Raw genomic sequence first — 26,284 nt, 5'->3', positions numbered from 1 at the left:
GCTTGCCCGGTGGCGACGGACTGTTAAATCACGATCTTCTTCCCAACGAGAAGGGCCCACAAGACGCTTGTGGGGTCTTCGGAGTCTGGGCTCCCGGCGAAGAGGTGGCCAAACTCAGCTACTTCGGCCTCTACGCCCTGCAGCACCGCGGCCAGGAATCGGCCGGAATCGCCACGAGTGACGGCAGTAAGATCCTCATCTACAAAGACATGGGATTGGTCTCGCAGGTCTTCAACGAAGCCTCGCTGAGTACCCTGCTCGGGCACATCGCCGTCGGGCACACCCGCTATTCCACGACCGGGTCCTCGAGCTGGCAGAACGCCCAGCCAACCCTCGGCCGCACCTCGAGCGGAACGGTGGCCCTCGGCCACAACGGCAACCTCACCAACACGGCTGAGCTACTCGAACTCGTGCGTGAACGCTACCCCAAGGTCGACGGTGAGCTGGCCAGGGGCAACACCACCGACACCGCAGTGATCACCGCCCTGCTCACCGGCGACCTCGATCACTCCCTCGAGGCCACGGCGCTCGAGGTGCTGCCGCGGCTGCGTGGGGCCTACTGCCTCGTGTTCATGGACGAAACCACCCTCTACGCCGCTCGCGATCCTCAGGGCGTTCGCCCGCTCGTGCTCGGCCGCCTCGAACGCGGCTGGGTCGTCGCCTCCGAAACCGCAGCCCTCGACATTGTCGGCGCGAGCTTCGTGCGCGAAGTCGAGCCCGGCGAGCTCATCACGATCGACGAGAACGGGCTCCGCACCCAGCGGTTCGCCAAGGCCGACCCCAAGGGCTGCGTCTTCGAGTACGTCTACCTCGCCCGCCCCGACACCACGATCGCTGGTCGTGGTGTGCACGAGGCGCGGGTCGAAATGGGTCGCAAGCTCGCGGCGGAGTACCCGGTCGAGGCCGATCTCGTGATCCCCACGCCGGAATCCGGCACTCCGGCAGCCATCGGCTACGCGCAGGCGTCCGGCATTCCGTTCGGTCAGGGTCTCGTGAAGAATTCCTACGTCGGGCGCACCTTCATCGCGCCGTCGCAGACCATCCGGCAGCGCGGCATCCGTTTGAAGTTGAACCCGCTCAAGAACGTGATCAAGGGCAAGCGCCTCATCGTGGTCGACGACTCAATCGTGCGCGGCAACACCCAGCGCGCGCTCGTGAGCATGCTGCGGGAGGCCGGCGCCGCCGAGGTACACGTGCGCATCTCAAGCCCGCCGATCACCTGGCCGTGCTTCTACGGCATCGACTTTGCCAGTCGTGCCGAGCTCATCGCGACCGGCCTCGAGGTCGACGAGGTGCGCCAGTCGATCGGCGCCGACTCGCTCGGCTATCTCTCCGAAGACGGCATGATCGAAGCCACCGAGCAGCCGCGGGAGCGTCTCTGCACCGCCTGCTTCACCGGCGTGTACCCGATCGCGCTGCCCGAATCGCAACACCTCGGCAAGAACCTGCTCGAGCGGCCGGCCACATCAAACGGATGCGACCCGGGTCCCGATTCTGATCTGGAAGCCGTGCTGGCACCCGCCGCACGACAAGAAGAAGCCCTCGCCCGTCTGGGCCAGGTACCGTTCGGTGATCCGGGAAGACCAGAATGAGCAACAACTCGTCCAGTATCTCCAACGCGTCTTATGCAGCGGCCGGAGTCGATACCCAAGCCGGTGACCTCGCGGTCGAGCTCATGAAGTCCGCCGTCTCGAAGACCCACGGCCCCGAGGTCTGGGGCGGGGTCGGCGGTTTCGCCGGACTGTTCGACGTGTCTTTCCTCACCAAGTTTCGGCAGCCGCTGCTGGCCACCTCAACGGATGGCGTCGGCACCAAGGTCGCCATCGCGCAGGCCATCGACAAGCACGACACCATCGGCCAGGACCTCGTCGGCATGGTCGTTGATGACATCATCGTGGTCGGCGCCCGCCCGCTGTTCATGACCGACTACATCGCCTGCGGCAAGGTCGTGCCCGAGCGCATCGCCTCGATCGTGGCCGGAATCGCCCGCGCCTGCTCCGAGACCGGAACGGCCCTCGTCGGCGGCGAAACCGCCGAACACCCCGGCCTGCTCGGCCCCGACGACTATGACGTGGCCGGAGCGGCCACCGGCGTCGTCGAAGCCGACCAGGTGCTTGGCGCCGACAAGGTTCTCTCCGGTGACGTCGTCATCGCCATGGCCTCGAGCGGCCTGCACTCCAACGGCTACTCGCTCGTGCGCCATATTCTGGCCCAGCGCGGCATCGGCTACACCGATACCTCCGCCGAACTCGGCGGCGTGGTCGGCGAAGTTCTGCTCGAACCGACCCGACTGTACACCGGCCCGCTGCTCGATGTGCTCGGCGACCCAGAGCTGGCCGGCGCCATCCACTCACTCAGCCACGTCACCGGCGGTGGCATCGCCGCCAACCTCGCCCGTGTGCTGCCTGTTGGCTCCTGGGTCGAGGTTGACCGGTCCACCTGGTCGCCCGCCCCCGTGTTCCGGGTGCTCGGCGACATGGCCGGGTCAACGCTCGAAAGCGCTGAAGGAACCTGGAACCTCGGAGTCGGCATGTTCGCGGTCGTGGATGCGGCATCCGCTTCATCGGTCATCGCGCGGCTGGCTCTGAGCAAAATTCCCGCCTGGGTCACCGGCCGCGTCTCGCGCGCCGAGCACGACCTGACCGGGTTCGAACAGGGCGCCAAGGGCGTCAACGGCGGCGCCGTGCGTCTCGTCGGCGCCTACGCGAACTAGGGTTCCCGCCTCAGGGGCACTCACCCGGTCGCTTGTTGCCCGGGCCCCGGTGACTCGCGGGGCGGCAGCGGCGTGGCCGGTTGCTGCACGGGCTGCCTCGTGGTGATCGCGCGCGTGGCGCGCCGAGCGCGCGGGCCACAAATGGCACCACGACCCGGCGTGCACCCCATGCAGCGCGGGATACACCAGGCATCGCGACTGAGGCCGCTGGCGGCGTTAGGCGCGCTTCTTCTCGTCTTCGGTGGCGTAGTGGTCGACGTAACGGTCGTCGTCATCCGGATCGTCGTCGTCATCGTCAGCGGAATCAACGGTGTCACCACCGGTGGCCTTCTTGGCCTTGTCCGCTTCATACTCCGGCCACTTGGCGAGGTCTTCGTCGAGCCGAGGATCGGACGGATGCCCGGTCAACTCGCGTTCGAGCGCGTTGTAGTTGGTATCCGGGCTAAAGTACTTCAGCTCCCGAGCTACCTTGGTGTGCTTTGCTTTTTGACGGCCGCGCCCCATGCGTGACCCCCTTACGATGCCAGGCCGAGCGAGTCGCGAGACACTCGGGATTTGCCGAACGGAATGTGTAAAAACTAGAGCTTAGTTTAGCATGACGGGCCTACCCGCCCACTGACGCTGCTCAAAGATCAAACGGGCCGGTCAGACCGTAAGAATGGATAGTGGATCGGTTCTCCGGCCCGGCCTGGTCGCGCAAATCATGGCGAGCCGATGCTGCTGGCTGGTCCCGGGCGCCGGCCCGACGCTACTTGCGCTTCCGGCGACGCGATGCCGTCGGCCGAGACTGCGACGGCACAACGACCGGGCTCGACTTCGTTGCCGTGTCGGGGGCTCCGGTGGGCGGTGCGAGCGGACGGCGCGACACCGGGCGGGATCGCACCGGCTCACCGCGTCGATCCTGGCCGGGGATCGGCCGCGAGCGGCGACCATAGATGAGCTCAGACGAGTCGAGCAGCCAGGGCACGAGGGCGATCGTGACGCCGTGCACCATCATCAGCTTCTGACGCAGTCGGCGGGCCTTGTGGTTGTGCAGCAGGTTCTCCCACCAGTGGCCGACGATGTAGATGGGCGTGTACACGGTGATGACCTCGGAGCCGTGATCGTCGCGGCGACCCCGAATGTAGCTGATCAGCGGCCAGCTGATGTCGCGATACGGTGAGGCGACGATGCGCAGCGGAACCTGGATGTTCTGTTTCACCCAGGCGCGTTTGAGCTCTTTGGTCTCGGCTGTGTCGATCGAGACGTGCACGGCTTCGAGGCTCACGTGGCGGGCGGCGATCGCGTAGTCGAGTGCCTTGAGCACCGGTTTCTGCATCTTGCCGACCAGCACGATGGCATGATCGCCCTGCGAACCGAACGTGGTGACGGGGTCGACCTCGATCTCCTTGGCCACGTCTCGGTAATACCGGTTGACGCCCATCATGAGAAAGAACAGCACCGGCATCATCACGAACACGAGCCAGGCGCCGTGGGTGAACTTGGTGATGGTGACAACGATGAGCACGACACCGGTCAGCGCGGCGCCGAAACCGTTGATCGACAGGCTCAGAATGATCGACCCGCGGTTCGGCGGATTCTTCTTGAGCAGTTTCAGCCAGTGCCGCACCATGCCGGTTTGGCCGAGCGTAAATGACACGAAGACGCCGATGATGTAGAGCTGAATCAGCACGGTCAGGTTGGCCCGGTAAACCACCATGATCACGCAGGCGGCCAGGGCCAGGAGCACGACACCGTTGGAGTAGATCAGGCGGTCGCCGCGGGTGCTGAGCGACTTCGGTGCGTACTTGTCGCGCGCGAGCACGGAGCCGAGCAGCGGAAAGCCATTAAACGCGGTGTTGGCGGCCAGCAACAGCACCGCTGCTGTCGCTGCCTGCAGCACGAAGAACATGATCGAGAAGTTGCCGAACGTGGCAGCGGCGACCTGCGCGATGAGGCTGCGCTGGGGCGCAGTGGCGCACTCGGCCCAGCCGATTAGGTCGCAGGGAGCCTCGGCGTAGTGCACCTTGGAGATCAGCGCGAGGGCGGTCAATCCTACGAACAACACGATGGCAATGCCACCCATGAGCGTCAGGGTGCGCTGGGCGTTCTTGACCTTGGGGTGTTTGAACGCCGGTACCCCGTTGGCGATCGCTTCGACGCCGGTGAGGGCGGAGCATCCGCTTGCGAAGGAGCGCAGCAGCAGCAGAATGAACGCGGCCTGCGCGAGGTTCTCGCCCTGCACGTCGTAACCGGCGGACTCGGCGACGGGGGCGTCGCCCATCAGCGCCCGACCGAGGCCGACGACGATCATGAGCAGCACGCTGCCGATGAAGAGGTAGGTCGGAATAGCGAAGGCATTGCTCGACTCGCGCACGCCGCGGAGGTTCACCGCCGCGAGCAGAATGATGAAGATCACCGCGAGCTCCACGCGGAGCGGGGCGAGAGCGGGAATGGCGGAGATGATGTTGTCCACGCCGCTGGCCACCGAGACGACCACGGTCATCACATAGTCCACGAGCAAAGCGGATGCGACGACCAGGCCAGCCTTTTCGCCCAGATTCTTGTGGGCGACCTCGTAGTCGCCGCCGCCAGATGGGTAGGCCTTGATCAGCTGGCGATACGACGCCACGACAACGATGAGAAGCATGACGACGACTGCAGCGACCCACGGCGCGAAGCTCAAAAAGGCGAGCCCGCCGAGGGTCAGAATCATCAGGAGTTCTTGCGGCGCGTAGGCCACGCTCGACAGTGGGTCGCTGGCAAAAATAGGAAGAGCGAGGTGCTTGGGTAGCAGCTGGCCGTCCAACTGCTCGGTGGGGAGCGGATCGCCGATGATCCACCGCTTGGGTGATCGGCTTTCCGGTACTGGGGCGTTCGCCTCGGGTGTCACGAGGGACGACATTACACCTAAGCTGGCCCCTGTCAAATCGGGTCGCTTTTTTAAGCGGATGCAGGTGGGTGGCCTGGGCGGCACAATCATCCGCTGGTCGAGCTTTTCGAGACCACCACCGACTCGCGCTGGCGGTCTCGAAAAGCCTACGGGTGCAGCGTGGCGAGGATGTTCGCGCGAACGTCGGCGAGCTGGCGTCGCAGCGTGGGCACCGTGTCGGGCGGAACAACCGAGCGGGCCGCTTGCGTGCGCAGGTCTGTGCGCAGCTGCTGCCGGAACTCGTTGAGTACCATGTCGGCTTCGCGCAGGGCGAGACGTGAATCCAGGCGAGCGGAGGTCTCGTCGCTGGTCGACGATGGCGCCTCGGCCGCCGTTGGTGCATCCGGGGCATCCCAGGACTCGGGCGTGCCGTCGTAGCCGCGCGAAGCCGGCGACCCTGCGTCGCGGGCCTGCCGGGCCGCGGAGGCCAGGTCGGCGCGCAGGGACTTCATGGCGGAGTTGACGCGGCTGCGCACCTGGTCGGCGAGGCGCCGCACCGAGTCGGTCACCTCGTCTTCGATCGCGCCGAGTTCTCCGTCACGGGCGAGCAACTCGGCGCGACCGGCATCCGTGATCTCGTAGACGGTCTTGCGGCCGTCGGCCTGCTTGGTGACCAGGCCCTCTTCCTCGAGTTTGGCCAAGCGCGGGTAGATCGTTCCGGCGCTGGGGCTGTAGGTTCCGCCGAATCGGTCGCTGAGCGCCTGAATCAGCTCGTAGCCGTGTCGGGGCCGCTCGGCGAGCAGGCTCAGCAGGTAGAGGCGCAGGCTTCCGTGGGCGAACATGGCGCTCATGCTGGGTCTGCCTGGGTGATGTCGGCCGCGGCGGGCGCTGCGGCATCCGCTTGACTGGATGGTGCCTGAGATGATGCTGCACTCATCGACGCTGCACCGCCCGGCGCGCTGCCACCGCTCTCCCGCCGCACGACCGAGATATCGCCGGACACCGAATTACCACGCAGGTCGAGCCAGCTGCCGTCGAGCGTGCCGGTGGAGCCTTCGTAGCCCTTGCCGAACGCGGTGCGCACGGTCTGGTCGTCGAGCTGCAGCGTTCCGGAGAGGGTGTTGAGGTGGTACCGCGCGGCGACGCCCGGCTCGAGCCGCACCGTGAGGTTGCCGCTGACCGAGTTCGTCACGATCTGGTCTGGTGTGCCCGCCAGGTCGAGAAACACGTTGCTCGCGACCCCGTCGAGCGTGAAACGACGGATGCTGCCGCTCGCCGTGATATCGCCCGATACGGTGTGCACGGCCAGTGCTCCGACATGGTTGCGCACCGAGATTTCGCCGTTAACCGCGTTGAGTTCGAGGTCACCCTCGACGTCATCGATTACGACATCGCCGGAGACGGTGCTGAGTTTGGCGTCATTGCGCAGTCCGGACACGAGGGCATCCGCCGAGACGACACCGAAGCGCAGGGCGACGTCGCGCGGGACCAGTACGCTCACCTCGGCGCGGGCGGTGCCGCGGAACGCGGTGAACACCTCGAGAAAGTTATCCCAGCGCAACTGGGGATGGTCGATTTCGAGGCGGTCGCCGTCCATCGAGATCTTCAGGTCTTTGCCGGTGACGCCGTGCACTTCAATGCGGGCGCCGGGTTCGTCGTGGCCGATGATGTCGACCGTGCCGCCGATCAGACTGACCTTGAGCTTGCGCACCAATTCGACATCGATGATTTTGGTCTGCCCGGGGGTGACCAGCCATTTTTCCAATGACACTGGGTTGTCCTTTCAGGAGCATGAACTCGCGTTATATCGCGTGTGTTGAAAGACACGATATATCGCGTTCCTGAAAGTTGCAATCAGTACAGAAAAATATCCAGCCACTGGCGATTGTGGGCGTGTACCAGCACGGCGAACACCACGACGTCGAACAGCAGGTGCACGCAGACCACGTAGGTGAGCGAGCGAGTGCGGGCAAAGGTGTAGCCCTGCAGCAGAGCGAACGGCACGGTCAGCAGCGGCCCCCAGGCCTGGTAGCCGAGCTCCCAGAGGAACGACGAGAAGATCACGGCCTGCAAAATATTGGCCTGCCAATCGGCAAAGTGCCGCCGCAGCAGGGTGAAGGCGACGCAGATGAAGAACAGTTCGTCCCAGATCCCCACGAAGCCCACACCCACGAACAGCCGGGCAATCTCATCGGGAGCGGTCACCGCTGGCCAATTCTGGTACGCGCCGCTTCCGATGAAGTAGCTCGGCAGAATCAGGTACCCGAGCAGCACTACGAGTGGCAGGTAGGCGCGTTCGAGCCGGGTCCAGCGTTGCCCGGTGCGAATCGGAAACCGGATCGCGTGGTCCTTGAAGTAGTACCGCGAGAGCAGATACGGCACGAGCACCGACAGGCTGAGCACCGTGCCCATCAGGGCGATATTCGGGTAGCTGATGTTCGCCTCAACCGAGATGGTGCTGATGATCCCCAGCCCAACGGCAATCAGCAACAGATCGCGAAACAGCGCCCGATTGATCAGGAGCGCGAGCGCCAGGGCCGCCGCCAGCACGCCATAGCCGGCCACCGGCATCCGCAGCGCAAACAGCAGCACAGCGGATGCGCTCACCAGCGCCGCCGGAATCAGCCCCCACCGCGATCTAGTACCCATGCTGCACCCTACCCAGAGCACCTCTCAATTTAACGAGAGCGGAAAAAGTGCTGCTTCGGCACCCCGGAGGCAGCGATTTTCCCGCTCTCGCGGGGAGGGCCTAGATTCGAGGGATGAAGCGTTTTCCCAGCGACCCGGTCGCGATCTTGCAGCACCTCGTGCGCATCGATTCGGTCAATCCTGACCTGGTTCCCGGAGCGGCGGGTGAAGCCCAGATCGCAATCTGGTGCAGTGAATGGCTGCTCGGGCAGGGGTTTCAGGTCACCCTGCTCGAGCAGGTTCCCGGACGGCCCTCGGTCGTCGGCATCAAACGCGGCACCGGCGGTGGACGCTCGCTCATGCTCAACGCTCACCTCGACACGGTCGGCGTCGCCACCTACGCGGGCGATCCGTTCAGCGGCGACCTTCGCGCCGGCCGGGTGTACGGGCGTGGGGCCGTCGACACCAAGAGCGGGCTCGCGGCCATCCTCGTGGCGGCAGCGCGGGCATCCGCTGTCGGGCTGGCCGGGGATGTGATCGTGACGCTGGTCGCCGACGAAGAATTCGGCAGCATCGGAACGGAAGAGGTGCTGCGCACATTGAGCGCCGATGCCGCCCTCGTGATCGAGCCGAGCAGCCTGGAACTGACCACAGCGCACCGCGGATTCGCCTGGTTCGAGCTCTGCCTGACCGGCCTGGCCGCGCACGGATCGCAGCCGGAGCTCGGCGTGGATGCCATCTGGCATGCCGGGCTCGCGCTGCGTGCCCTCGACGAGCTGCGGCAGCAGCTGAACTCGGTCCCGGCGCATGCCACACTCGGCCACGGTGCCGTGCGGGTGTCGAAGATTGTCGGTGGTGACGATGCCGCCACGGTCGCGGCCCGCTGCGTGCTCACCCTGGAACGACGGATGCTGCCCGGCGAGTCCCCGGAGCGCGTCGACTCCGAGCTGCGGGCACTGTTCACCGAGCTGGCGCGCACGGAGCCGCAGTTTCGGTTTGAGCTGACCCGGCTGGTGGCGCGGGCTGCCTTTGAGGCCGAGCCGCACTGGCCGATCCTGCGCGCGCTTAGTGGCAATGCCGAGCGGGTGCTCGGCGCCCCGGCGAAAACGCGCGGCGAACCTTTCTGGACCGACGCCGGGCTTATTCTCGAAGCCGGTATTCCGTGTGTGGTGTTCGGTGCCGACGGTGAAGGCCTGCACGCCGACACGGAATGGGTCGACGCGCAGTCGGTGCGCGCGCTCGCCGAGATTCTTGAGGGCACGATCACCGAGTTTTGCGGGCCTACAGTCGGCTGATTCGCTCCCACCCCCGGCCCTCGTGCCACGATTCGATGACCAGATGCGTGTTGTCGGAGTCTATGTAGGTGAGCACGACCTCGTGTACGTGCAGCTCGAAACTGGATGTATCCGGCGGATCGGTCGGTTCCGGCTCGGTCACCACCAGTACCCCGGCCAGTTTCGCGTCGCCGGCCCACTCCGACGGCTGCCCGACTGGCGGCTCGAGGGTTGGCGAGTGGATGGCCACCCGCGGGTCCCGCAGCACATCGTGCAGCTTGAGCGAATGGGGCATCATGCCCAAAGTGATGCGCCCGTTGTTGATCACGAGTTCGGTGCCGCTGATCCGCGGGGCACCATTCCGGCGCAGGGAGGCCATTGTCTTGTTGGTGCCCGCGTCGAATCGTGAGCGTACCCGCGCTGCGAACTGCGGAGCATCCGCTTCAATTTCTCGCCATGTTGCCATGCGTTGAACGCTACCTCTCGGCACCGACACGAGGGCTTAACGCACCGCGCAGTAGCTACCCGGCAACGCGCTCGGCATCGGGATCGGGCGCCGGCGAGACGGCCGCGGGGCGGCGGACTGCGAAGAAGGGGATCGTGCGCTGGCAGAGGGGGCCGATCAAGACGGCGAACAGCACGGTGCCGATTCCCACGTTGCCGCCGAGCACCCAGCCGATGCCGAGCACGATCACCTCGATGCCGGTGCGCACGATCCAGATCTTCCAGCCGGTGCGCTGGTGCAGCCCGGTCATCAGGCCGTCGCGCGGGCCGGGGCCGAAGTGTGCCCCGATATAGAGGCCGGTGGCGACGGCGATCAGCAGGAGTCCCGCGGCGAACAGGAGGATGCGGGCCCAGAGGTCGAGGTCGGCCGGAATGAGCCACAGGCCAACATCAGCTGACGGGCCAACGAGCAGCGCGTTGAGCAGAGTGCCGGCACCGGGCTTCTGGCGGATGGGGATCCAGAGCAGGAGTACGACACCGCTCAGCAGAATCGTGATCAGCCCGAACCCGAGGTGCGTGTGGTTATCGATGCCCTGGGCGAGAACGTCCCATGGGGCGACGCCGATGGCGGCGCGCACGATCAACGCGATGCCGATTCCGTAGAGGAACAGGCCAATCAGCAGTTGAATCACACGACGAGTCACGAGAATTCAGTCTAAATGCCGCTCGGTGCCCACGTCGGCCACCGGTCCCTGCGTGGCTCAACCGCCGAGGATGATTCCGCGGTTGAGGAAGAACGGCTGGGGGTCGATCCTTACGCCGTCAACCCGAACCTCGACGTGGGTGTGGCAGCCGGTGGACAGGCCGGTGCTGCCGACCCGTCCGATCTGTTGGCCGGCGCCGACCCGATCGCCGACATCGACCAGGGTCTCATCGTCGGCCAAATGGGCGTAGCCGGTCTGCACTCCTTCGCCGTGGTCGATCAGGATCCAGTTGCCGTAGCTGCCGACCGCTCCGGCGGCGCGCACAATGCCGGAGGTGGCCGCGAAGACCGGTGCCAGGCAACCCGCTCCAATATCGGTGCCGTAGTGGAACGCGCCCACCCCGGGGAGGGGGCGGACCGGCCTGGGCCCGTAGACATCCGTTGTGGGGCCGCTAGCTGGATTTGCCCAGCCCTGATCGCTCAGCTGGCCGTAGTCGGTTGGAGTGATCGGACGCAGGTCCAGTCCGGACAGGCCGGCAGCGGCACTCGCGGCCTGAGCTGCGGCGTTTACCAGAGCCAGGCCGGCAGCTTCGACGTCGTTTTGGGCAGCGTCGAGCGCGGCCCGGCTCGCGTCGACCGATAGGCCGCTCGCGGCAGCACGGGTCTCGGTATCTTGCTCGTTCAGCCGCTGCGCTCGGGCTTCGTCGGCCTCGGCGCGGGCCTGAATCGTCTCGATATTGTCGGTGACATGATCCAGCTGGTCGAGTGTGCTGAGCTGGTCGAGCACGTTGCCGAGGGAATTACCGCCGAGGAAGACCTCGGTCACGACAGCGCCGGATTGCTGCTGCGCCAGTTTGCGCGCGAGCACGGCAAAGCTTCGTTTGGAGTCGGCGGCTTGCTGCGTGGCCTCCACGGCGAGCCGGTGCACCAGTGCGGAGCGACCGCGCGCGAGCGTCTGACTCGCCTGCGTCGACTCGAGCGTACGCTGGGCGGTGGCCCGCACCGCCTCCGTTGACTGTGACCGGGTGAGCGCCAGGGCCAACGCTGCGGCTCTTTGTGTCGAGTCTTGTTGAGCGGATGCGCGCTGCGCGGCCGCCAGCGCGGCGGCCGCCTGACTCTCGGCGAGGGCGGTTGCGGCTGTCGCGCGAACGACTGCGGCCGCTGCCTGGGCTGCCGCCTGCGCCTCGATGCCAGTGTCACTGGGAGTCGGCGCTACCTTGGGTGGATCGGGGAGATCGACAACTGGCGGGATCGGTCCGTCTGTCGGCTCGGGAACTGGTTCGTTGTTCGGTTCCGGGGTCGGTTCGACGGTCGGTTCCGGGGTGGGTTCGGCGGTGGGCTCAGCCGTGGGTTCCGGCGTCGGCGTCGGTTCCGGGGTCGCTTCGGTCGTGGGCGCGGGAGTGGGCTCCGCGGTCGGTTCTGCCGTCGGCGTGGGCGTCGGGCTGCTGGTTGGTTCGGCGGTTGGTTCAGCGGTCTCTTCAGCGCTCGGTTCCGGGTTCGCGCTCACGGTCGGCGTGGACGTGCCGGTCGAACCGGCTGGAAGTTCACCGGCGCTCGCCGCGACCGGGGCGCCGAAGAGGAGCAGCGTGGTCACGATAATGATCGCCAGCGGGCCGCCTGGCCTGCGATGTGTCGCGGCCCGCTGCCGTGCTCGCAGGAGAAGCGTAGCGGGACCGTGACTTGGGGCTAAGAACATCGGCAAACCTGATCCATTCGGGTATGGACTAACGCGGGCGGGCGGGCTGGCGTGGCGACAGTATGGCACGCCAGCCCCACGCTCACAACGGGTCAAACGAGCGGTCCAAGGTGCCTATAAGGTGCGGTTCGCACTAGACCAACTCGGGCGCTTCGCATTCCGCGGCCGCGCGCACTGCCCCCGAAGCGACGAGCGCCACGACGCCCTCAATTTCGGGGGAGAGAAAGCGATCGTGGCCGGGACCGGCGGCCACGGTGCGCACGAGGTCGCGTACCGCTCCGGTCGCGGCGCCCGGCTCAAGCGGTGCCCGCAGATCGAGCGAGCGCGCCGCTGTCATGATCTCGATCGCGAGCACCCGGCCGAGCCCGTCGAGCGAACGGCGCAGCTTGCGGGCCGCATGCCAACCCATCGAGACGTGGTCTTCCTGCATCGCCGACGAGGGAATCGAATCAACGGATGCCGGCACCGCCAGCCGTTTGAGCTCCGACACGATCCCGGCCGCTGTGTATTGGGCGATCATGAGCCCGGAGTCCACGCCTACCTCGTGCGCGAGGAACCGCGGCAGGCCCTTGCTGCGGCTCCCATCGAGGTGACGGTCGGTGCGTCGCTCACTCATGCTCGCGACATCCGCTGCGGCAATGGCGAGAAAATCGAGCACGTAGCCGAGCGGGGCGCCGTGAAAGTTGCCGTTCGACAGAACTCGGCCGTCGACCGTGACAACCGGGTTGTCGATGGCGCTGTCCAGCTCGCGGCCGGCCACGAGGGCGGCGTGGGTGGCGGTGTCGCGTGCGGCGCCGTGCACCTGCGGGGCGCAACGCAACGAGTAGGCGTCTTGCACCGAGGGATCCTCGGGGCCGGCGTGGCTCGCGACGAGCGGGGAGCCCTGCAGCAGTCGGCGCAGGTTGGCGGCGCTGTCGGCCTGGCCGAGCTGGGGCCGCAGTTGCTGCAGATCCGCCGCGAAGACAGCATCCGTTCCGAGCAGAGCCTCGACACTCATCGCCGCGGCGATGTCGGCAGTCACGAGCAGGCGGGCCAGGTCGTCGAGGGCGAGCACGAGCATGCCGAGCATGCCGTCGGTGCCGTTGATCAGGGCGAGGCCTTCTTTTTCGGCGAGCACGACCGGCCTGATGCCGGCTGTGGCGAGGGCGTCACCGCCGCCGAGCAGGGCGCCGCTGGCATCGCGCGCCTGCCCCTCGCCCATCACGACGAGCGCGCAGTGGGCGAGCGGCGCGAGGTCGCCGGAGCAGCCGAGCGAGCCGTATTCGTGCACGACCGGGGTTATTTGCGCGTTGAGCACGGCCGCGTAGGTCTCGGCGGTGGCCGGGCGCACGCCGGTTCGCCCGGTCATCAGCGTCGAAAGCCGCAGCAGCATGAGGGCGCGTACGACCTCGCGTTCCACTTCGGGGCCGCTGCCGGCGGCGTGCGAGCGCACCAGGCTCGCCTGCAGCTGCGCGCGCCGGTCGGAGGTGATGAACGTCGTCGCGAGGGCGCCGAAACCGGTCGAGATCCCGTAGTGCGGTTCGGTGTCAGCCGCGAGGGCATCGATGATGGTGCGGGTCGCTGCCACTTGCTGGAGGCTGGTCGGATCGAGGCTGACGCGCGCATTGTGCCTCGCGACGGCGATCACGTCGGCGAAGGAAAGGGCGCCGGTTCCGACGACAACGGTGGCTGCGATTACGGATGCCCCGCTCTGGTCGTGCGCGGATGCGGAAGTCTGAGGCGTGGTCGTGAGGGTCATGGTTCGATTCGACACCCCCAGGGCCCCAGGCGATAGGGCGCTATGCTGCTTCGTGTCCGGGATACCGGACACAAAGCAATCGCCCTGAACGAACGCGGCAGCATTTTCTTCGACTCGAAGTGGCAGCCGCTCGGCGAGAACGTGAGAGGAACGCCATGGCGACCGCATCGAAGGTTCCGGCCGCCGAAAGCACGCTGCGCGTGCTGACTCACCTCGCTGCGCAGCGCGGACCGACACCGGCGGCCGCCGTGGCCAGCGCTCTTGGCTTGCCGCGCTCGACCGTCTACCAGCTGCTCGATGTGCTCGTGGGGCAGGGGTTCGTCGTGCACCTGCCCGAGGAACACCGCTACGGACTCGGCATCGCCGCCTTCGAGCTGAGCACGGGATTCAGCCGCCAGGAGCCACTCTCCCGGCTCGGTCGCCCGTTGATTGCCCAGCTTGTCGACCGGCTGGGGGAGAGTGCGCACCTCGTGGTGCTGCACGGCCGCGACGTGATCTACCTGGTCGAAGAGCGCGCCGCGCACCGCCCCTCGCTCGTTTCCGACGTCGGCGTGCGGCTGCCAGCGCACCTCACGGCGAGCGGTCGCGCCCTGCTGGCGGCGCTTCCGGCGGCCCAATTGCGCGCGCTGTACCCCAGCCAGGCCGTGCTCGAGCAGCGCGACGGCCGGGGCCCGCGCTCCCGGCTTGAGTTGCGGGCGGTACTCGATCGAGTGCGAACCGATACCTACGCCACCGAAAATGGCGAAATCACGCCGGGCATCGCCTCGGTCGCGCTCGCCGTACGCGATCATGCGGGGTGGCCCGCTGCCGCGATCGCGGTGACCTTTGCGCACGACCGCATCCCGGACGACTACTGGCCGGCGCTCGCTGCAACCGTGGCGGCGACGGCCGCCGAGCTGTCCCGCCGCATCGGTGGCCGCCCGCGCTAACGCCCGCGCCGCGCCTCACGCCGAGCCTCGCGGCACTTTTTAGAGATGCGGACACTCGTTCCATTTGGTGCCTCGGTCTACAACGAGTGCCACGAGCCCGGTTCCGCCTGCAGGGGCTGCGACGGGCTAGCCCTGGCGGGCCTTCGCGCGGGGGTTGAGCTTGTTGATCACAAAGGTGCGACCGCGGCGCCGCACGATTTGCGATCCCGGAACCTTCTTGAGCGCCTTGAGGGAATTGCGTACCTTCATTTATTTCTCCATTGCTTATTGAGAACGAATGTCAATTAGACTAACAGGCATGCAGATAGAAACGTATCTTCGGGTGAATGTGGTGAGCGGCCTGGCCGGCGCCGGTAAATCCTCGGTGGCCCTGACCCTCGGGCGGCAGCCATTCGCCCTGGCCACCTCCGTGTCCGATGCCCTGCGCACGGTGCTCACCGAGGTTGCCGACGCGGTGCCGGTCGGCCGGGGGGAGGCGTGCGCCATTGATGTCTTCGTCGAAGCGCCAACCGCGGTGGGCCCGCTGGAAATTGCCAGTTCCCTCGTTGAGACCGGCGACTCGCCGGAGCGGCTGGCGAATGGGCATGCGGTGCGGCTCGGTGACCTCATCACCGTGCTCGATGCCGAGCGATTCTGGGCCGACCTGCGCAGCGAAGCCCCCGCGCCGGTCCCGGAAGAACACGACGTCAACTTCTCCGATACCCACGACGATCCCGACCGCACCGTCGGCGACATATTGATCGAGCAGGTCGAGTGGGCCAGCATCGTCGTGATCAATAAGACCGACCTCGTGCACGCCCGCGACGCTGCCGATATTCGGGACTTCGTGCGCCTGCTCAACCCGGCCAGTCACGTCGTGTTTGCCGAACACGGCCGCGGCAGTGCCGAGGGTTGGCCGGTGCCACGCCGGGACATGTTCGCCTGGCTGCAATGCAGTCCCGGCTGGGTACGCCAGCTCAACGGTGACGCCCTGCTCTCACGCAGTCCGCAGGGGCTGATCTGTGTCGTCTACCGTGACGTGCGCCCGTTCCATCCGCTGCGCCTGGCCGAATTCTTTCGTGACCGCGCCGAGGAGTCGGGTGAGATCCTGCGTTCCCGTGGCCTGTTTCGCCTCGCCACTCGGCCGTCGACGGTCGGCTCGTGGAGCAGTGCCGGCCCCACGATCACCTTCGAACCGACCGGCATGCAGAGCCATGACCCGGATTCACCGCTAGGCCAGGAGATCGCCTTCTTCGGACGTGACCTCAACGCCCGTCTACTCAGCGCCAACCTCGATGCCTGCCTGCTCACCGACGCTGAATTTCTCGCCGGACCCATGTTCTGGAACACCCTGGCCGACCCGTTCCCCGCCTGGGCGCTCGAAAGCGCCGCCTGAGTTACAGGCTCTTGGCGAAGCAGACGCTGAACTCTTCGCCGACGTACTGGCCGAACAAGTCGATCTGTTCGTAGCCGCGACCGCGGTACAGCGCCATAGCCGCGTGTTGCAGTGGGCCGGTTTCCAATGCGAGAGAGCGGATACCGCGGCCAGCGGCATCCGCTTCGATGCGGTCGAGCAGGCGGCCGGCTATGCCGCGCCCCCGAACTTCGTCGTAAACGAACAGTCGCTTCAGCTCGGCAGTCAGCTCGGCGCCGAGTGGAACCAGGGCGGCCATGCCGCAGGCTGCGCCGTCTTCGTTCCTGGCCACGTAGACGGCAACGCCCGGGCGTTCGAGCTGGTCGGTGCTGAGCAGAAAGCTGCTCTCCTCCGGGTAGAGGGAGTGCGCGAAGACGGTGCCGGCGGTCAACAGTGCCTCAACGTCGGCCTGCCGCGGCGGCTCGATACTGATCGAAATGGTCATGTCCTCAGAATAGAGCGAGGCAATGTATACCTATCTGCGTGACTTTTCAGGAGGCATAGGGTAATGTCAATAGGTCGGCTCTTGACACCGCGCTGTGCGCGGATGGGTTTGTAAGTCAAGTTGGGCCGGTTTCCCAGTAATCCGCTGGTGAAAAATCACTGTATGTGAACGGCCCCGACCACAGATTGCTCGGGTTCTCAGTTACGTCGCGTGTGCGATGTTGTTCTGCCATGTACTGAACACAACCCAGAGATATCTTTATGCCTCAAGGCAATTCGCACAACTCCACCGTCGGTCGTGGCGGTAAGAACTTCGATCCCAAGTACGCCTCCAAGGGCGGATCGGGCCACGGCGGTTCCAACAACGCGGGAAGCAAGAGCCCCGGACACCGCGGATACCGCGCTGACGAGGGTGCCCCCAAGAAGCAGCGCTGGAATGCAGACGAGCGTGCCGCGCGCTCGAACGAGCGTCCCTCGAGCGAACGTCCGGCCTACGGCTCGCGTTCCGTTCGCCCCGAAAACGGCGGCCGCACCAACACCGAGCGCAACGAGCGCCCGACCTACAATAACGACCGTCCGGCTCGCACCGAGCGTCCCTCCTATGGTGACCGTCCTCCGCGTACCGACCGTCCGGCCTACAACAACGACCGTCCGTCGTATGGTGACCGCAACAGCGCTCCCCGTACGGAGCGTCCGTCCTATGGTGACCGTGCTCCGCGTACCGAGCGTCCGGCCTACAACAACGACCGACCGTCCTACGGTGACCGTGCTCCGCGCACCGAGCGTCCGGCCTACAACAACGACCGTCCCTCCTACGGTGACCGTGCTCCGCGTACCGAGCGTCCGGCCTACAACAACGACCGCCCGTCCTATGGTGACCGTGCTCCGCGAACCGATCGTCCGGCTTACAACAACGACCGTCCGGCTCGTACCGAACGTCCCTCCTATGGTGACCGCAACAGCGCTCCCCGTACCGAGCGTCCGTCCTATGGTGACCGTGCTCCGCGAACCGATCGTCCGGCCTACAACAATGACCGTCCGGCTCGTACCGAGCGCCCCTCGTATGGAGACCGCGCCCCGCGCAGCTTCGAAGACCGCGCCCCGCGCCGCTCCAACGATGACCGCCCGCCCCGTCGCGACTTCGGCAACGACCGTCCCAGCGACGGCGACAGCAAGTTCTACCCGAAGCGCAGCGAAGAGGGGGTCAAGCCCACCTTCGCCGGTGGCGAAGACGTCGTCCTCGAGCGTCTCGAAGCCATTGCAACGACCGCGTCCGACGTTGTCGGCGTAACCTTCGGCGACCTCGGCCTCGGCGAGAACATCGTTCGCGAGCTCGCCACCCTCGGCGCTCCGGCCCCGTTCCCGATCCAGGCCGCGACCATCCCCGACGTTCTCGCCGGTCGCGATGTGCTCGGCCGTGGTAAGACCGGATCCGGCAAGACCATCGCCTTCGCTGCTCCCTTGGTTGAAAAGCTCATGGAGAACAACGGCGCCAAGGACCGCAAGCACGCACGTAAGCCGCGCGCGCTCATCCTGGCCCCGACCCGTGAGCTCGCGCTGCAGATTGACCGCACCGTGCAGCCCATCGCCCGCAGCGTCGGCCTCTTCACCACCCAGATCTACGGCGGAGTTCCGCAGTACCGTCAGGTGAGCGCCCTCCAGCGCGGCGTCGACATCATCGTTGGCACCGCCGGACGCATCGAAGACCTCATCGACCAGGGTCGCCTTGACCTGAGCGAAGTCGTTATCACCGTGCTCGACGAGGCCGACTACATGTGTGACCTCGGATTCCTCGAGCCCGTGCAGCGCATCCTGCGTCAGACCAAGACCGGCGGCCAGAAGTTGCTCTTCTCCGCCACCCTCGACAAGGGTGTTGCCTCGCTGGTCAAGGAATTCCTGACCAACCCGGCCGTGCACGAGGTTGCCGGCGAAGACCAGGCGTCCTCCACGATCGACCACCGCGTGCTCGTCATCGAACACCGCGACAAGAGCCGCATCATCGAAGAGCTCGTCAACCGTGAGGGCAAGACGCTCATCTTTAGCCGCACCCGGGCCTACGCTGAGCAGCTCGCCGACCAGCTCGAAGACGCCGGAGTCAAGGCCACCAGCCTGCACGGTGACCTCAACCAGGCCCGTCGTACCCGTAACCTGCAGATGCTCACGAGTGGCCGGGTCAACGTGCTCGTAGCAACGGATGTCGCTGCTCGCGGAATCCACGTTGACGACATCGACCTGGTCATCCAGGCCGACGCCCCCGACGAGTACAAGACGTACCTGCACCGTGCCGGCCGGACCGGCCGCGCGGGCAAGACCGGAACCGTCGTGACGCTCATCCCCAAGCAGCGCAAGCGCCGCATGGACGAGCTGCTCGACCGTGCCGAGATTGACGCGAGCTACACCTCCGCCACCCCCGGTGACGCGGCTGTACGCGAACTCGCCAACATCTAGCATCCGTTTGAACTAAAAGGGGCACTCGCCAACCGGCGGGTGCCCCTTTTTCGCGCCCGGCGCCCAGCGGGTTGTGCGAACCCGGCCGCGTCTGCCAGAATTACTTTCCGAACGATCGGTAAGTTGGCAATCGTTCCCGCAGCCACCTACAGCCACACGCAGACACCGTCGTCAGGAGAGAATATGGCCGAGGCCTACCTCGTTGGAGGAGCACGCACCCCCGTAGGCCGCTACGGCGGAGCGTTGGCCACGGTTCGTCCCGACGACCTCGCCGCGCTCGTCGTCGGCGAGGTCGTACGCCGCGCCGAAATCGACCCCGGCCTGATCGAGGAGATCATCTTCGGCGCCGCCACCCAGGCCGGCGAAGATAACCGCAACGTCGCCCGCATGGCAGGGCTGCTCGCCGGGCTGCCCGACCACGTGCCCGGAATTACCGTCAACCGGCTCTGCGCCTCCGGAATGTCCGCCATCACGATGGCCGCCCAGGCGATCCGCGCCGGCGACGCCGACCTCATGATCGCCGGCGGAGTCGAATCCATGACCCGCGCACCTTGGGTGCAGGCCAAACCCGAGCGCCCCTGGGCCAAGCCCGGCGCCCAGTTCGACACCTCCATCGGCTGGCGGTTCGTCAACCCCAAACTCGCCGCCCGAGACAAGGCCACCTTCTCCATGTCGGAGACGGCCGAGGAGGTCGCCCGACTCGACGGCATTACCCGCTTAGAAGCGGATGCCTTCGCCCTCCGCAGCCATCAGCGCGCCGCTGCCGCGATCGATGCTGGCCACTTCGTTGACGAAATCGTCGGCGTGCCCACCAAAAAGGGCGAGGTACTCGTCGATGAGGGCCTGCGCCGGGACACCACCCTCGAGGGCCTCGCCGCCCTGCGCCCCATCGTCGCGGGCGGCTCCGTCGTCACAGCCGGCAACGCGAGCTCGCTCAACGACGGCTCCTCGGCGATTCTGGTCGCGAGCGGTGAGGCCGTGAAAAAGTACGGCCTGACTCCGCGCGCCCGCGTCGTCGTCGGCGCGAGCGTCGGCCTGGCCCCCGAGATCATGGGCCTCGGCCCGGTCGTCGCCACCCAGCGTGCCCTCGAGCGCAGCGGCCTCGACATCGCTGACCTCGGGGCGATCGAGCTCAACGAAGCCTTCGCCACCCAGTCCATCGCCTGCATCCGTCGCCTCGGCTTCGATGAGGAGATCGTCAACCGGGATGGCGGGGCGATCGCGCTCGGGCATCCGCTGGGATCGAGCGGAGCGCGCCTGGTCGTGACCCTGCTGGCCCGCATGGAACGGGAAAATGCCGGGCATGGCCTCGCCACGATGTGCATCGGCGTCGGCCAGGGCTCGGCCCTCATTCTGGAGCGGGTCTAGTGTCGAAAGGCACGGCCGTCGTAATCGTCACTGTGGAGGATGTCTGATGTCTGTTTCTGAACTGGAACTCGGTGATCGCGGCGAAAACGGCGTGCCCGACCGGGTTGGCGTGCTCGGCGGCGGGCGCATGGGCGCTGGCATTGCCCACGCCTTCCTGCTGGCCGGTGCCCGCGTGGTACTGGTTGAACGCAACGACATCGAAGCAGATGCCGCGCGCGCGCGCGTGCTGCGCGCCGTCGACGCGAGCATTGCCCGCGGGGCCACCGGCGAAACCCGTCTCGAACTCGAGGCCCGCCTCGCCGTCGGCGCCGACTTCGGTCTGTTCAGCGACCGGGAACTTGTCGTGGAGGCCGTCCCCGAGATACGCGCGCTGAAGGTCGACGCCCTGCAAAGGGTCGAAGCAGAGCTTCCCGATGACGCCGCGCTCGCCAGCAACACCTCATCGATCTCGATCGACGACCTCGCCTATGAGCTGAAACGGCCGGCCCGCTTTCTCGGCCTGCATTTCTTCAACCCGGTTCCCGCCTCGAACTTGGTCGAACTGGTCACCGGCAGCGCGACCTCGGCTGAATTGGTAGCGGATGCCCAAAGCTGGGTCTCCGCCCTCGGCAAGACTCCGATCACCGTCAGCGATGCCCCCGGATTCGCCTCCTCCCGGCTCGGAGTGGCCCTCGGACTCGAGGCCATCCGCATGCTCGAAGAGGGAGTCGCGAGCGCCTCGGATATCGACGCCGCCATGATGCTCGGCTACAAGCATCCGGTTGGACCGTTGAAACTGACCGACCTGGTCGGGCTCGACGTGCGGCTCGGAATCGCCGAATACCTGCACAAACAGCTCGGCGCCCGCTTCGAACCGCCGGCGCTGCTGCGCAAACTTGTAGCCGAGGGCAAGCTCGGCCGCAAGTCCGGCCAGGGCTTCTACCACTGGGACGAGGCCTGATGCCCGCCCCGACCACGCGAGGCACTCTCGAAAACGCACCCAATCCGTTGGTCGAGCCTGTCGAGACCGCCATTCCGACAACGCGACCCATCCTCGAAAACGCACCCCATCCCATCGCCAAGGAGGCGCCCATGACGACCATTCTGCCCAGCTACGTTCAGGGCGCCTGGTGGACCCCGACCGATGTCTCGATCGGTACCGACGTCTGTGACGCCTCGACCGGCGAGGTCGTCACCCGCGTCAGCACCCACGGCCTCGATCTGGCGGCCGCGCTCCACTACGCGCGCACGGTCGGCCAAAAATCGCTCGGGGAGCTCACGTTTCACCAGCGTGCCGTGCTGCTCAAGCAGATGGCGCTGCTGCTGACCGAGCGCAAGCAAGAGCTCTACGCGCTCTCCAGCCGGACCGGCGCCACCAAGGTCGACTCCTGGGTCGACATCGACGGCGGAATCGGCGTGCTGTTCAGCTACTCCTCCAAGGGCCGCCGTGAACTGCCCAACGCCCGTGTCTACGTCGACGGACCGGTCGAGCCGCTCTCCAAGGACGGCTCCTTCATCGCCCGCCATATTTACTCGCGCCTGCCCGGCGTGGCCGTGCAGATCAACGCCTTCAACTTTCCGGTCTGGGGTGCCCTGGAGAAGTTCGCGCCGGCGTTCCTGGCCGGCGTGCCGACCCTGGTCAAGCCCGCGACCCCCTCCGGTTACCTTGCCGAGGCCTTCGTGCGCATCCTCGCCGAATCCGGCCTGCTGCCGGAAGGCTCGCTGCAGCTCGTCTCCGGCAGCGTGCCGACCCTGTTCGACGACGTGCGCCTCGGCGACCTCGTCGCTTTCACCGGATCGGCCTCGACCGCCGAGAAGCTGCGCGCGAGCGACGCCGTGCAGACCGGGGGAGTGCGCTTCACCAACGAGACCGACTCGATCAACGCCTCCGTCCTCGGAACGGATGCGGCCAAGGGCACCCCCGAATTCGACGCGTTCGTCAAGCAGGTCGTCACCGAAATGACGGTCAAGGCCGGCCAGAAGTGCACCGCGATCCGCAGGGTCATCGTGCCTCGCGCGGCGATGGACGACGTGGTCGCGGCCGTGCACGCACGGATCAGCGAGCGCATCGTGCTCGGAGACCCGCGCGCCCAGGGCGTGACCATGGGACCGCTCGCCTCCACTGCCCAGCGCCTCGAGGTGCTCAAGCAGGTCGCTCGCCTGCAGGAGGCCGGCGGCAAGCTGGTCGTCGGCCAAACGGATGCCCCCGCCGTTCTGCACGCGGACGGCACGACCGGGTTTGCTCCCGACGGCGCTTTCGTCGAGCCGCTGCTGCTGCGCTTCGACGATGCGTCGGCCGCCGCCGTGCACGAGGTCGAGGCCTTTGGCCCGGTCTCGAGCGTGCTCGGCTACGACTCCATCGATGAGGCCATCGCCCTCGTTCGGCGCGGCGGCGGATCGCTCGTGACCAGCATCGCCACGCACGACCCGTCAGTGGCCGTCGCCTTGATGACCGGCATCTCGGCCTTCAACGGTCGGGTACTCGTGCTCGACCGTGACGACGCCCGCACCTCGACCGGGCACGGTTCGCCGGTGCCGCAGCTCGTGCACGGCGGCCCAGGCCGGGCCGGCGGCGGCGAAGAGCTCGGCGGCATCCGCGCGGTGCTGCACCACATGCAGCGCACCGCCATTCAGGGCTCACCCGAGATGCTCACGGCGATCACCGGAATCTGGCACCAGGGCGCGACTGCGCGAGCCGGCTCCACGCATCCGTTCAGAAAGAGCCTGGCCGAGCTCGTAATCGGCGATCAGATCGTCTCGGACTCGCGCACGGTGACCCTCAAGGACATCGAAACCTTCGCCCAGTTCACCGGGGACACATTCTACGCCCACATGGACGAAGCGGCCGCCGCAGCCAACCCATTCTTCCCTGGCCGGGTGGCCCACGGCTACCTGCTCGTCTCCTGGGCCGCTGGCCTGTTTGTCGATCCGGCCCCCGGACCGGTACTCGCGAACTCCGGCCTCGAGAACCTGCGTTTCGTCACGCCGGTCTCGCCCGGTGACAGTATCCGCGTCGCGCTCACCGCGAAGCAGATCACCCCGCGCGAGACCGACGAGTACGGCGAGGTGCGCTGGGATGCCGTGCTGACCAACCAGAACGACGAGCTGGTCGCGTCCTACGACGTGCTCACCCTGGTTGCCAAGCACTAACTTCCAACAGGGAATTCGGGCGGGCCCGCGCATCGAGCGCGGGCCCGCAGTCGTGAGCTCGGTCCGCGGTCGGGCGCGCCCCTCGGTCGTGATTGAGCCCGCTCGCTACACGGGCAGGGGCACGGTGGTTCCGCGCGTGGACGCACGGGCGGTGACGGTGGTCCTGGGTCGCGGCGACAGAGGAGTGGCCGGCATGGAGTCGTCCTCGCTCACTACGACCAGTCCCTGGGCGCTGTTGGCCGAACGGCTCAGGTCTTCGATCCACTGGCGGTTGAGGGTGGCCGCCCGACCTCCCACGAACTTGAAGTAGAGCGGAATAGCGGGATTGAGCCAGATCGAACTGCGCCCGGACCCCACCTCGGCGGAATCGCGCCAGGACAGCAGAAAGCTCTCGCCGCGGCGCAGCTTCTGAACGATCACCATTTGCAGGTGTGCCAGGGTGCGGTCGTCGATCTCCACGATGACTCGGTCATACGTAAGAGAGCCCATGAGTGCCTTCCAGTCAAATTCAGCAATGCCGCTCATCTCAGTATCTCGGCCGCGCCAGGAGAGCACTAGAGGCCAACGGCCCCACCTGCCCCCCAGTTCGTCCGGGGCCTGGGGCCGGAACCTGAGCCCAGATTACAAACTGGGCCCGCGTTCGTAAGGTGGGCCCGGCATCCGCTCAGCACTAGCGTGATTCAACCGGCGTCGTCGTCTGTGGTGCCGGCGCGAACGCGCGCGATCGTCTCCCACGCCGCCACGGCAACCAGAATGACCGAGGTCGCGACGCCCAGCCCGAGCGGAGTCACGAGGGCGGCGGCCGCACCGGCCACGGCGAGCACGGCAATTCCGACGACGTGCGACATGAGCACGGTGCGCGCGACGATCCAGCGAAACAGCAGCAGCCCGACGAGGTAGAACAGCGGCCCACCGACCAGGGTGACGGCCACCGGAAGCGTCATCACATCCTCCGGATGCTCGAGCACTGATTTGTCCGCGACCGAGGTCAGCACGATTCCGGCGATGACGATCGCGTGCACGTAGGTATAGGCGAGTCGAGCGATGCGGCCCGGCTCGCTCGACGCGGCGATTGCCTTGCTCCCGGCACGCTCCCCGTGATCGAAATAGAGCCACCACATGGCCACGCCATTCACAAAGGCGAGAAACAGACCGGCAATCCCCAAAGCGGATACCTCCTGGTCGACAAATGCAAACCCGGTCACCAAAAAGGACTCGCCGATCGCGATGATCACGAACAGGGCGCTGCGCTCGGCAATATGCGGGCCGGAGACATCCCAGTCGTCGACACCGGGTGCTTTCAGCCCGGGAACGCGAAACCCGAGGCTCGCGGACCCGTACTCGATGGCGAGGGCGATGAGCCAGGCCGGCAGGCGATAGGTCAGCGGCAGCAGCGCCCCGACGATCCAGAAGGCGCCGGCTGCCGACAGCCAAAGCAGAATGCGCAAAAATGTCGCGTGCAGGGCCGGATCGTGCCGGGCGAGGGCCAGCACCATGAACACCGAGCGCCCGAGTTGCAAGGCCACATACGCGATGGCGAAGATCAGCCCCTGGTCACCGAAGGAATCGTAGATCGAGGTACTGATCACGAGACCCACGAGGGAGAGGCCGATGACGACACCGCGCACCGGCAGCCTGGCCGGATCGAGCCAGTTGGTAACCCAGGTCGTATACACCCACAGCCACCACAGGGCGAGCACGAGAATGATCGACTCCAGTGCACCCACCCAGGACTGGTTGGCATACAAATAGCGCGAGAGCTGAGTTAGAGCAAAGACGAAAATGAGGTCGAAAAACAACTCGATGTAGGTGACGCGCTCGCTGCGCTCGGTGTCCTCCGGCCGCAGCAGGCTTCGCCGAAACCCGAGACGCAGAATCCAGGCGCGATGCTCAAGCGGATGCTGCTGCGTCGTCTTCGATGATCGGCTCACGTCCCCAGTCTCCCGCAAGCCCCCGACATCCGCAGTTCCAATTCCGCTCCCATGCTTCAGTCCTCCTGTAAGCGTCCCCACCTGCCCGGCCCCGCCGTCACTTCTGCACGGGGCCCGGTCTAGAAACTGAGTCCACGTTCATACGGTGGGCCCGGCTGCGCGGCTGCCCGGCCATCGCGGGGCGATCTGCGGAACGCGCTCTTTTTCGTTGATCGAGCTTGTCGAGATTGCCATACGACCGGCGTGAGCTGGTCTGCGTTGCTGGCCCTGCGGCTGGGTGGGGGAGGGGGTGTCGGGGTTGCGACACGCCCGGGTGGGGGGCGTTTTGACGGGTGGGTGGTCTGGCCGTAATGTATCTATACGTACCCCAAAGGTGCGGAAAGCCGCAGTGCTTTTCGGCCTCATGTGGGACCATCTTCTAGCCACATTAACTTCACGGTTCGTGTTTCACGTTCTCGGTTGTTGGGCTAGGATTGTAAGTCCTTCTGCTGTTTCTGGTTGGTTGAGTCGCGTGGTTTTGGTCGCTGTTTTGCGCCTGAAACTGGGTGTTTCCTCGATTTGACAGGGACTGGTTAGAGGGTCTAAGTTAGACAAG

22 protein-coding genes are annotated in these 26,284 nt (G+C 66.4%); 9 read left to right on the top strand and 13 right to left on the bottom strand.

The features are described from left to right. Positions 1-2: 2 nt before the first annotated feature. Both purF and purM read left to right on the top strand, forming a co-directional pair. Positions 3-1,592, top strand: a complete 1,590-nt coding sequence (purF, locus tag E3O11_RS07405; RefSeq protein WP_092447878.1) for an amidophosphoribosyltransferase — start codon at positions 3-5, stop codon at positions 1,590-1,592. Then, positions 1,589-2,713 carry a phosphoribosylformylglycinamidine cyclo-ligase gene (purM, locus tag E3O11_RS07400; protein ID WP_092447877.1) on the top strand — a complete coding sequence of 375 codons (1,125 nt, stop codon included), beginning with the start codon at positions 1,589-1,591 and terminating at the stop codon, positions 2,711-2,713. The genes purF and purM overlap by 4 nt, the downstream gene beginning before the upstream one ends. Before the next feature lie 216 nt (positions 2,714-2,929). On the opposite strand, the gene E3O11_RS07395 is transcribed toward purM, so the two are convergent. The 5 genes from E3O11_RS07395 to E3O11_RS07375 all read right to left on the bottom strand — a co-directional run bounded on the left by E3O11_RS07395 (position 2,930) and on the right by E3O11_RS07375 (position 8,213). Then, complete coding sequence (locus tag E3O11_RS07395; RefSeq protein ID WP_092447876.1) at positions 2,930-3,217, bottom strand: DUF3073 domain-containing protein; 288 nt, start codon at positions 3,215-3,217, stop codon at positions 2,930-2,932. 244 nt (positions 3,218-3,461) lie between these two features. Next, on the bottom strand, positions 3,462-5,597 hold the full coding sequence (locus E3O11_RS07390) for an APC family permease (RefSeq protein WP_092447875.1): 2,136 nt from the start codon (positions 5,595-5,597) through the stop codon (positions 3,462-3,464). Positions 5,598-5,731: 134 nt separating this feature from the next. Beyond that, positions 5,732-6,415: a PadR family transcriptional regulator gene (locus E3O11_RS07385; protein WP_092447874.1), complete on the bottom strand. Its 684-nt coding sequence runs from the start codon at positions 6,413-6,415 to the stop codon at positions 5,732-5,734. After that, positions 6,412-7,335: a DUF4097 family beta strand repeat-containing protein gene (locus tag E3O11_RS07380; protein WP_092447873.1), complete on the bottom strand. Its 924-nt coding sequence runs from the start codon at positions 7,333-7,335 to the stop codon at positions 6,412-6,414. Before E3O11_RS07380 ends, E3O11_RS07385 begins: the two co-directional genes overlap by 4 nt. A gap of 83 nt (positions 7,336-7,418) precedes the next feature. Beyond that, positions 7,419-8,213, bottom strand: a complete 795-nt coding sequence (locus tag E3O11_RS07375) for a CPBP family intramembrane glutamic endopeptidase (protein ID WP_092447872.1) — start codon at positions 8,211-8,213, stop codon at positions 7,419-7,421. Positions 8,214-8,326: 113 nt separating this feature from the next. Between E3O11_RS07375 and E3O11_RS07370 the strand changes: the two genes are divergently transcribed. Further along, positions 8,327-9,487 carry a M20/M25/M40 family metallo-hydrolase gene (locus E3O11_RS07370; RefSeq protein ID WP_092447871.1) on the top strand — a complete coding sequence of 387 codons (1,161 nt, stop codon included), beginning with the start codon at positions 8,327-8,329 and terminating at the stop codon, positions 9,485-9,487. Here the strand turns inward: E3O11_RS07370 and E3O11_RS07365 are convergent. From E3O11_RS07365 to hutH, 4 genes are all read right to left on the bottom strand, one after another. Next, a complete protein-coding gene (locus tag E3O11_RS07365; RefSeq protein ID WP_092447870.1) occupies positions 9,474-9,932 on the bottom strand; it encodes a pyridoxamine 5-phosphate oxidase in 459 nt (152 codons plus the stop codon). The two genes, E3O11_RS07370 and E3O11_RS07365, sit on opposite strands and share 14 nt — an antisense overlap. A 55-nt stretch (positions 9,933-9,987) precedes the next feature. Further along, on the bottom strand, positions 9,988-10,614 hold the full coding sequence (gene yczE / locus E3O11_RS07360; protein WP_092447869.1) for a membrane protein YczE: 627 nt from the start codon (positions 10,612-10,614) through the stop codon (positions 9,988-9,990). A gap of 57 nt (positions 10,615-10,671) precedes the next feature. Next, positions 10,672-12,207, bottom strand: coding sequence for a M23 family metallopeptidase (locus E3O11_RS07355; protein WP_092447868.1), 1,536 nt, complete (start codon positions 12,205-12,207; stop codon positions 10,672-10,674). A gap of 235 nt (positions 12,208-12,442) precedes the next feature. Then, positions 12,443-14,047, bottom strand: a complete 1,605-nt coding sequence (hutH, locus tag E3O11_RS07350) for a histidine ammonia-lyase (RefSeq protein WP_092447867.1) — start codon at positions 14,045-14,047, stop codon at positions 12,443-12,445. 155 nt (positions 14,048-14,202) lie between these two features. On the opposite strand from hutH, the gene E3O11_RS07345 reads away from it, so the two are divergent. Next, complete coding sequence (locus tag E3O11_RS07345; RefSeq protein ID WP_092447866.1) at positions 14,203-14,976, top strand: IclR family transcriptional regulator; 774 nt, start codon at positions 14,203-14,205, stop codon at positions 14,974-14,976. A 126-nt stretch (positions 14,977-15,102) separates the two neighbouring features. On the opposite strand, the gene ykgO is transcribed toward E3O11_RS07345, so the two are convergent. Beyond that, positions 15,103-15,225, bottom strand: a complete 123-nt coding sequence (gene ykgO, locus E3O11_RS07340; protein ID WP_035839829.1) for a type B 50S ribosomal protein L36 — start codon at positions 15,223-15,225, stop codon at positions 15,103-15,105. 49 nt (positions 15,226-15,274) lie between these two features. On the opposite strand from ykgO, the gene E3O11_RS07335 reads away from it, so the two are divergent. Beyond that, positions 15,275-16,351, top strand: a complete 1,077-nt coding sequence (locus tag E3O11_RS07335; protein ID WP_166787523.1) for a GTP-binding protein — start codon at positions 15,275-15,277, stop codon at positions 16,349-16,351. A gap of 1 nt (position 16,352) precedes the next feature. Here E3O11_RS07335 and E3O11_RS07330 read toward each other — a convergent pair whose 3' ends face one another. Beyond that, positions 16,353-16,814 (bottom strand): GNAT family N-acetyltransferase, encoded by a 462-nt coding sequence (locus tag E3O11_RS07330; protein WP_092447864.1) that lies wholly within the window; start codon positions 16,812-16,814, stop codon positions 16,353-16,355. Positions 16,815-17,074: 260 nt separating this feature from the next. On the opposite strand from E3O11_RS07330, the gene E3O11_RS07325 reads away from it, so the two are divergent. The 4 genes from E3O11_RS07325 (at position 17,075) to paaZ (ending at position 23,758) form a co-directional block, all read left to right on the top strand. Next, on the top strand, positions 17,075-19,261 hold the full coding sequence (locus E3O11_RS07325) for a DEAD/DEAH box helicase (RefSeq protein ID WP_134495466.1): 2,187 nt from the start codon (positions 17,075-17,077) through the stop codon (positions 19,259-19,261). A gap of 183 nt (positions 19,262-19,444) precedes the next feature. Continuing rightward, a complete protein-coding gene (locus tag E3O11_RS07320; protein WP_092447862.1) occupies positions 19,445-20,629 on the top strand; it encodes a thiolase family protein in 1,185 nt (394 codons plus the stop codon). A gap of 46 nt (positions 20,630-20,675) precedes the next feature. Beyond that, positions 20,676-21,569: a 3-hydroxyacyl-CoA dehydrogenase family protein gene (locus E3O11_RS07315; protein WP_092447861.1), complete on the top strand. Its 894-nt coding sequence runs from the start codon at positions 20,676-20,678 to the stop codon at positions 21,567-21,569. A gap of 131 nt (positions 21,570-21,700) precedes the next feature. Beyond that, a complete protein-coding gene (gene paaZ, locus E3O11_RS07310; protein ID WP_092448173.1) occupies positions 21,701-23,758 on the top strand; it encodes a phenylacetic acid degradation bifunctional protein PaaZ in 2,058 nt (685 codons plus the stop codon). A gap of 105 nt (positions 23,759-23,863) precedes the next feature. On the opposite strand, the gene E3O11_RS07305 is transcribed toward paaZ, so the two are convergent. Together E3O11_RS07305 and E3O11_RS07300 are read right to left on the bottom strand one after the other, a co-directional pair. Then, positions 23,864-24,283 (bottom strand): DUF7882 family protein, encoded by a 420-nt coding sequence (locus E3O11_RS07305; RefSeq protein WP_338419213.1) that lies wholly within the window; start codon positions 24,281-24,283, stop codon positions 23,864-23,866. Between the two features lie 155 nt (positions 24,284-24,438). Next, on the bottom strand, positions 24,439-25,689 hold the full coding sequence (locus tag E3O11_RS07300) for a low temperature requirement protein A (RefSeq protein ID WP_158251567.1): 1,251 nt from the start codon (positions 25,687-25,689) through the stop codon (positions 24,439-24,441). Positions 25,690-26,284: the final 595 nt, after the last annotated feature.

The sequence above is a fragment of the Cryobacterium levicorallinum genome (assembly GCF_004402405.1).
GTDB classification, from domain to species: domain Bacteria; phylum Actinomycetota; class Actinomycetes; order Actinomycetales; family Microbacteriaceae; genus Cryobacterium; species Cryobacterium levicorallinum.
Note: the sequence above shows the minus strand (reverse complement) of the source record. Positions and strands in the feature narration are given on the sequence as shown.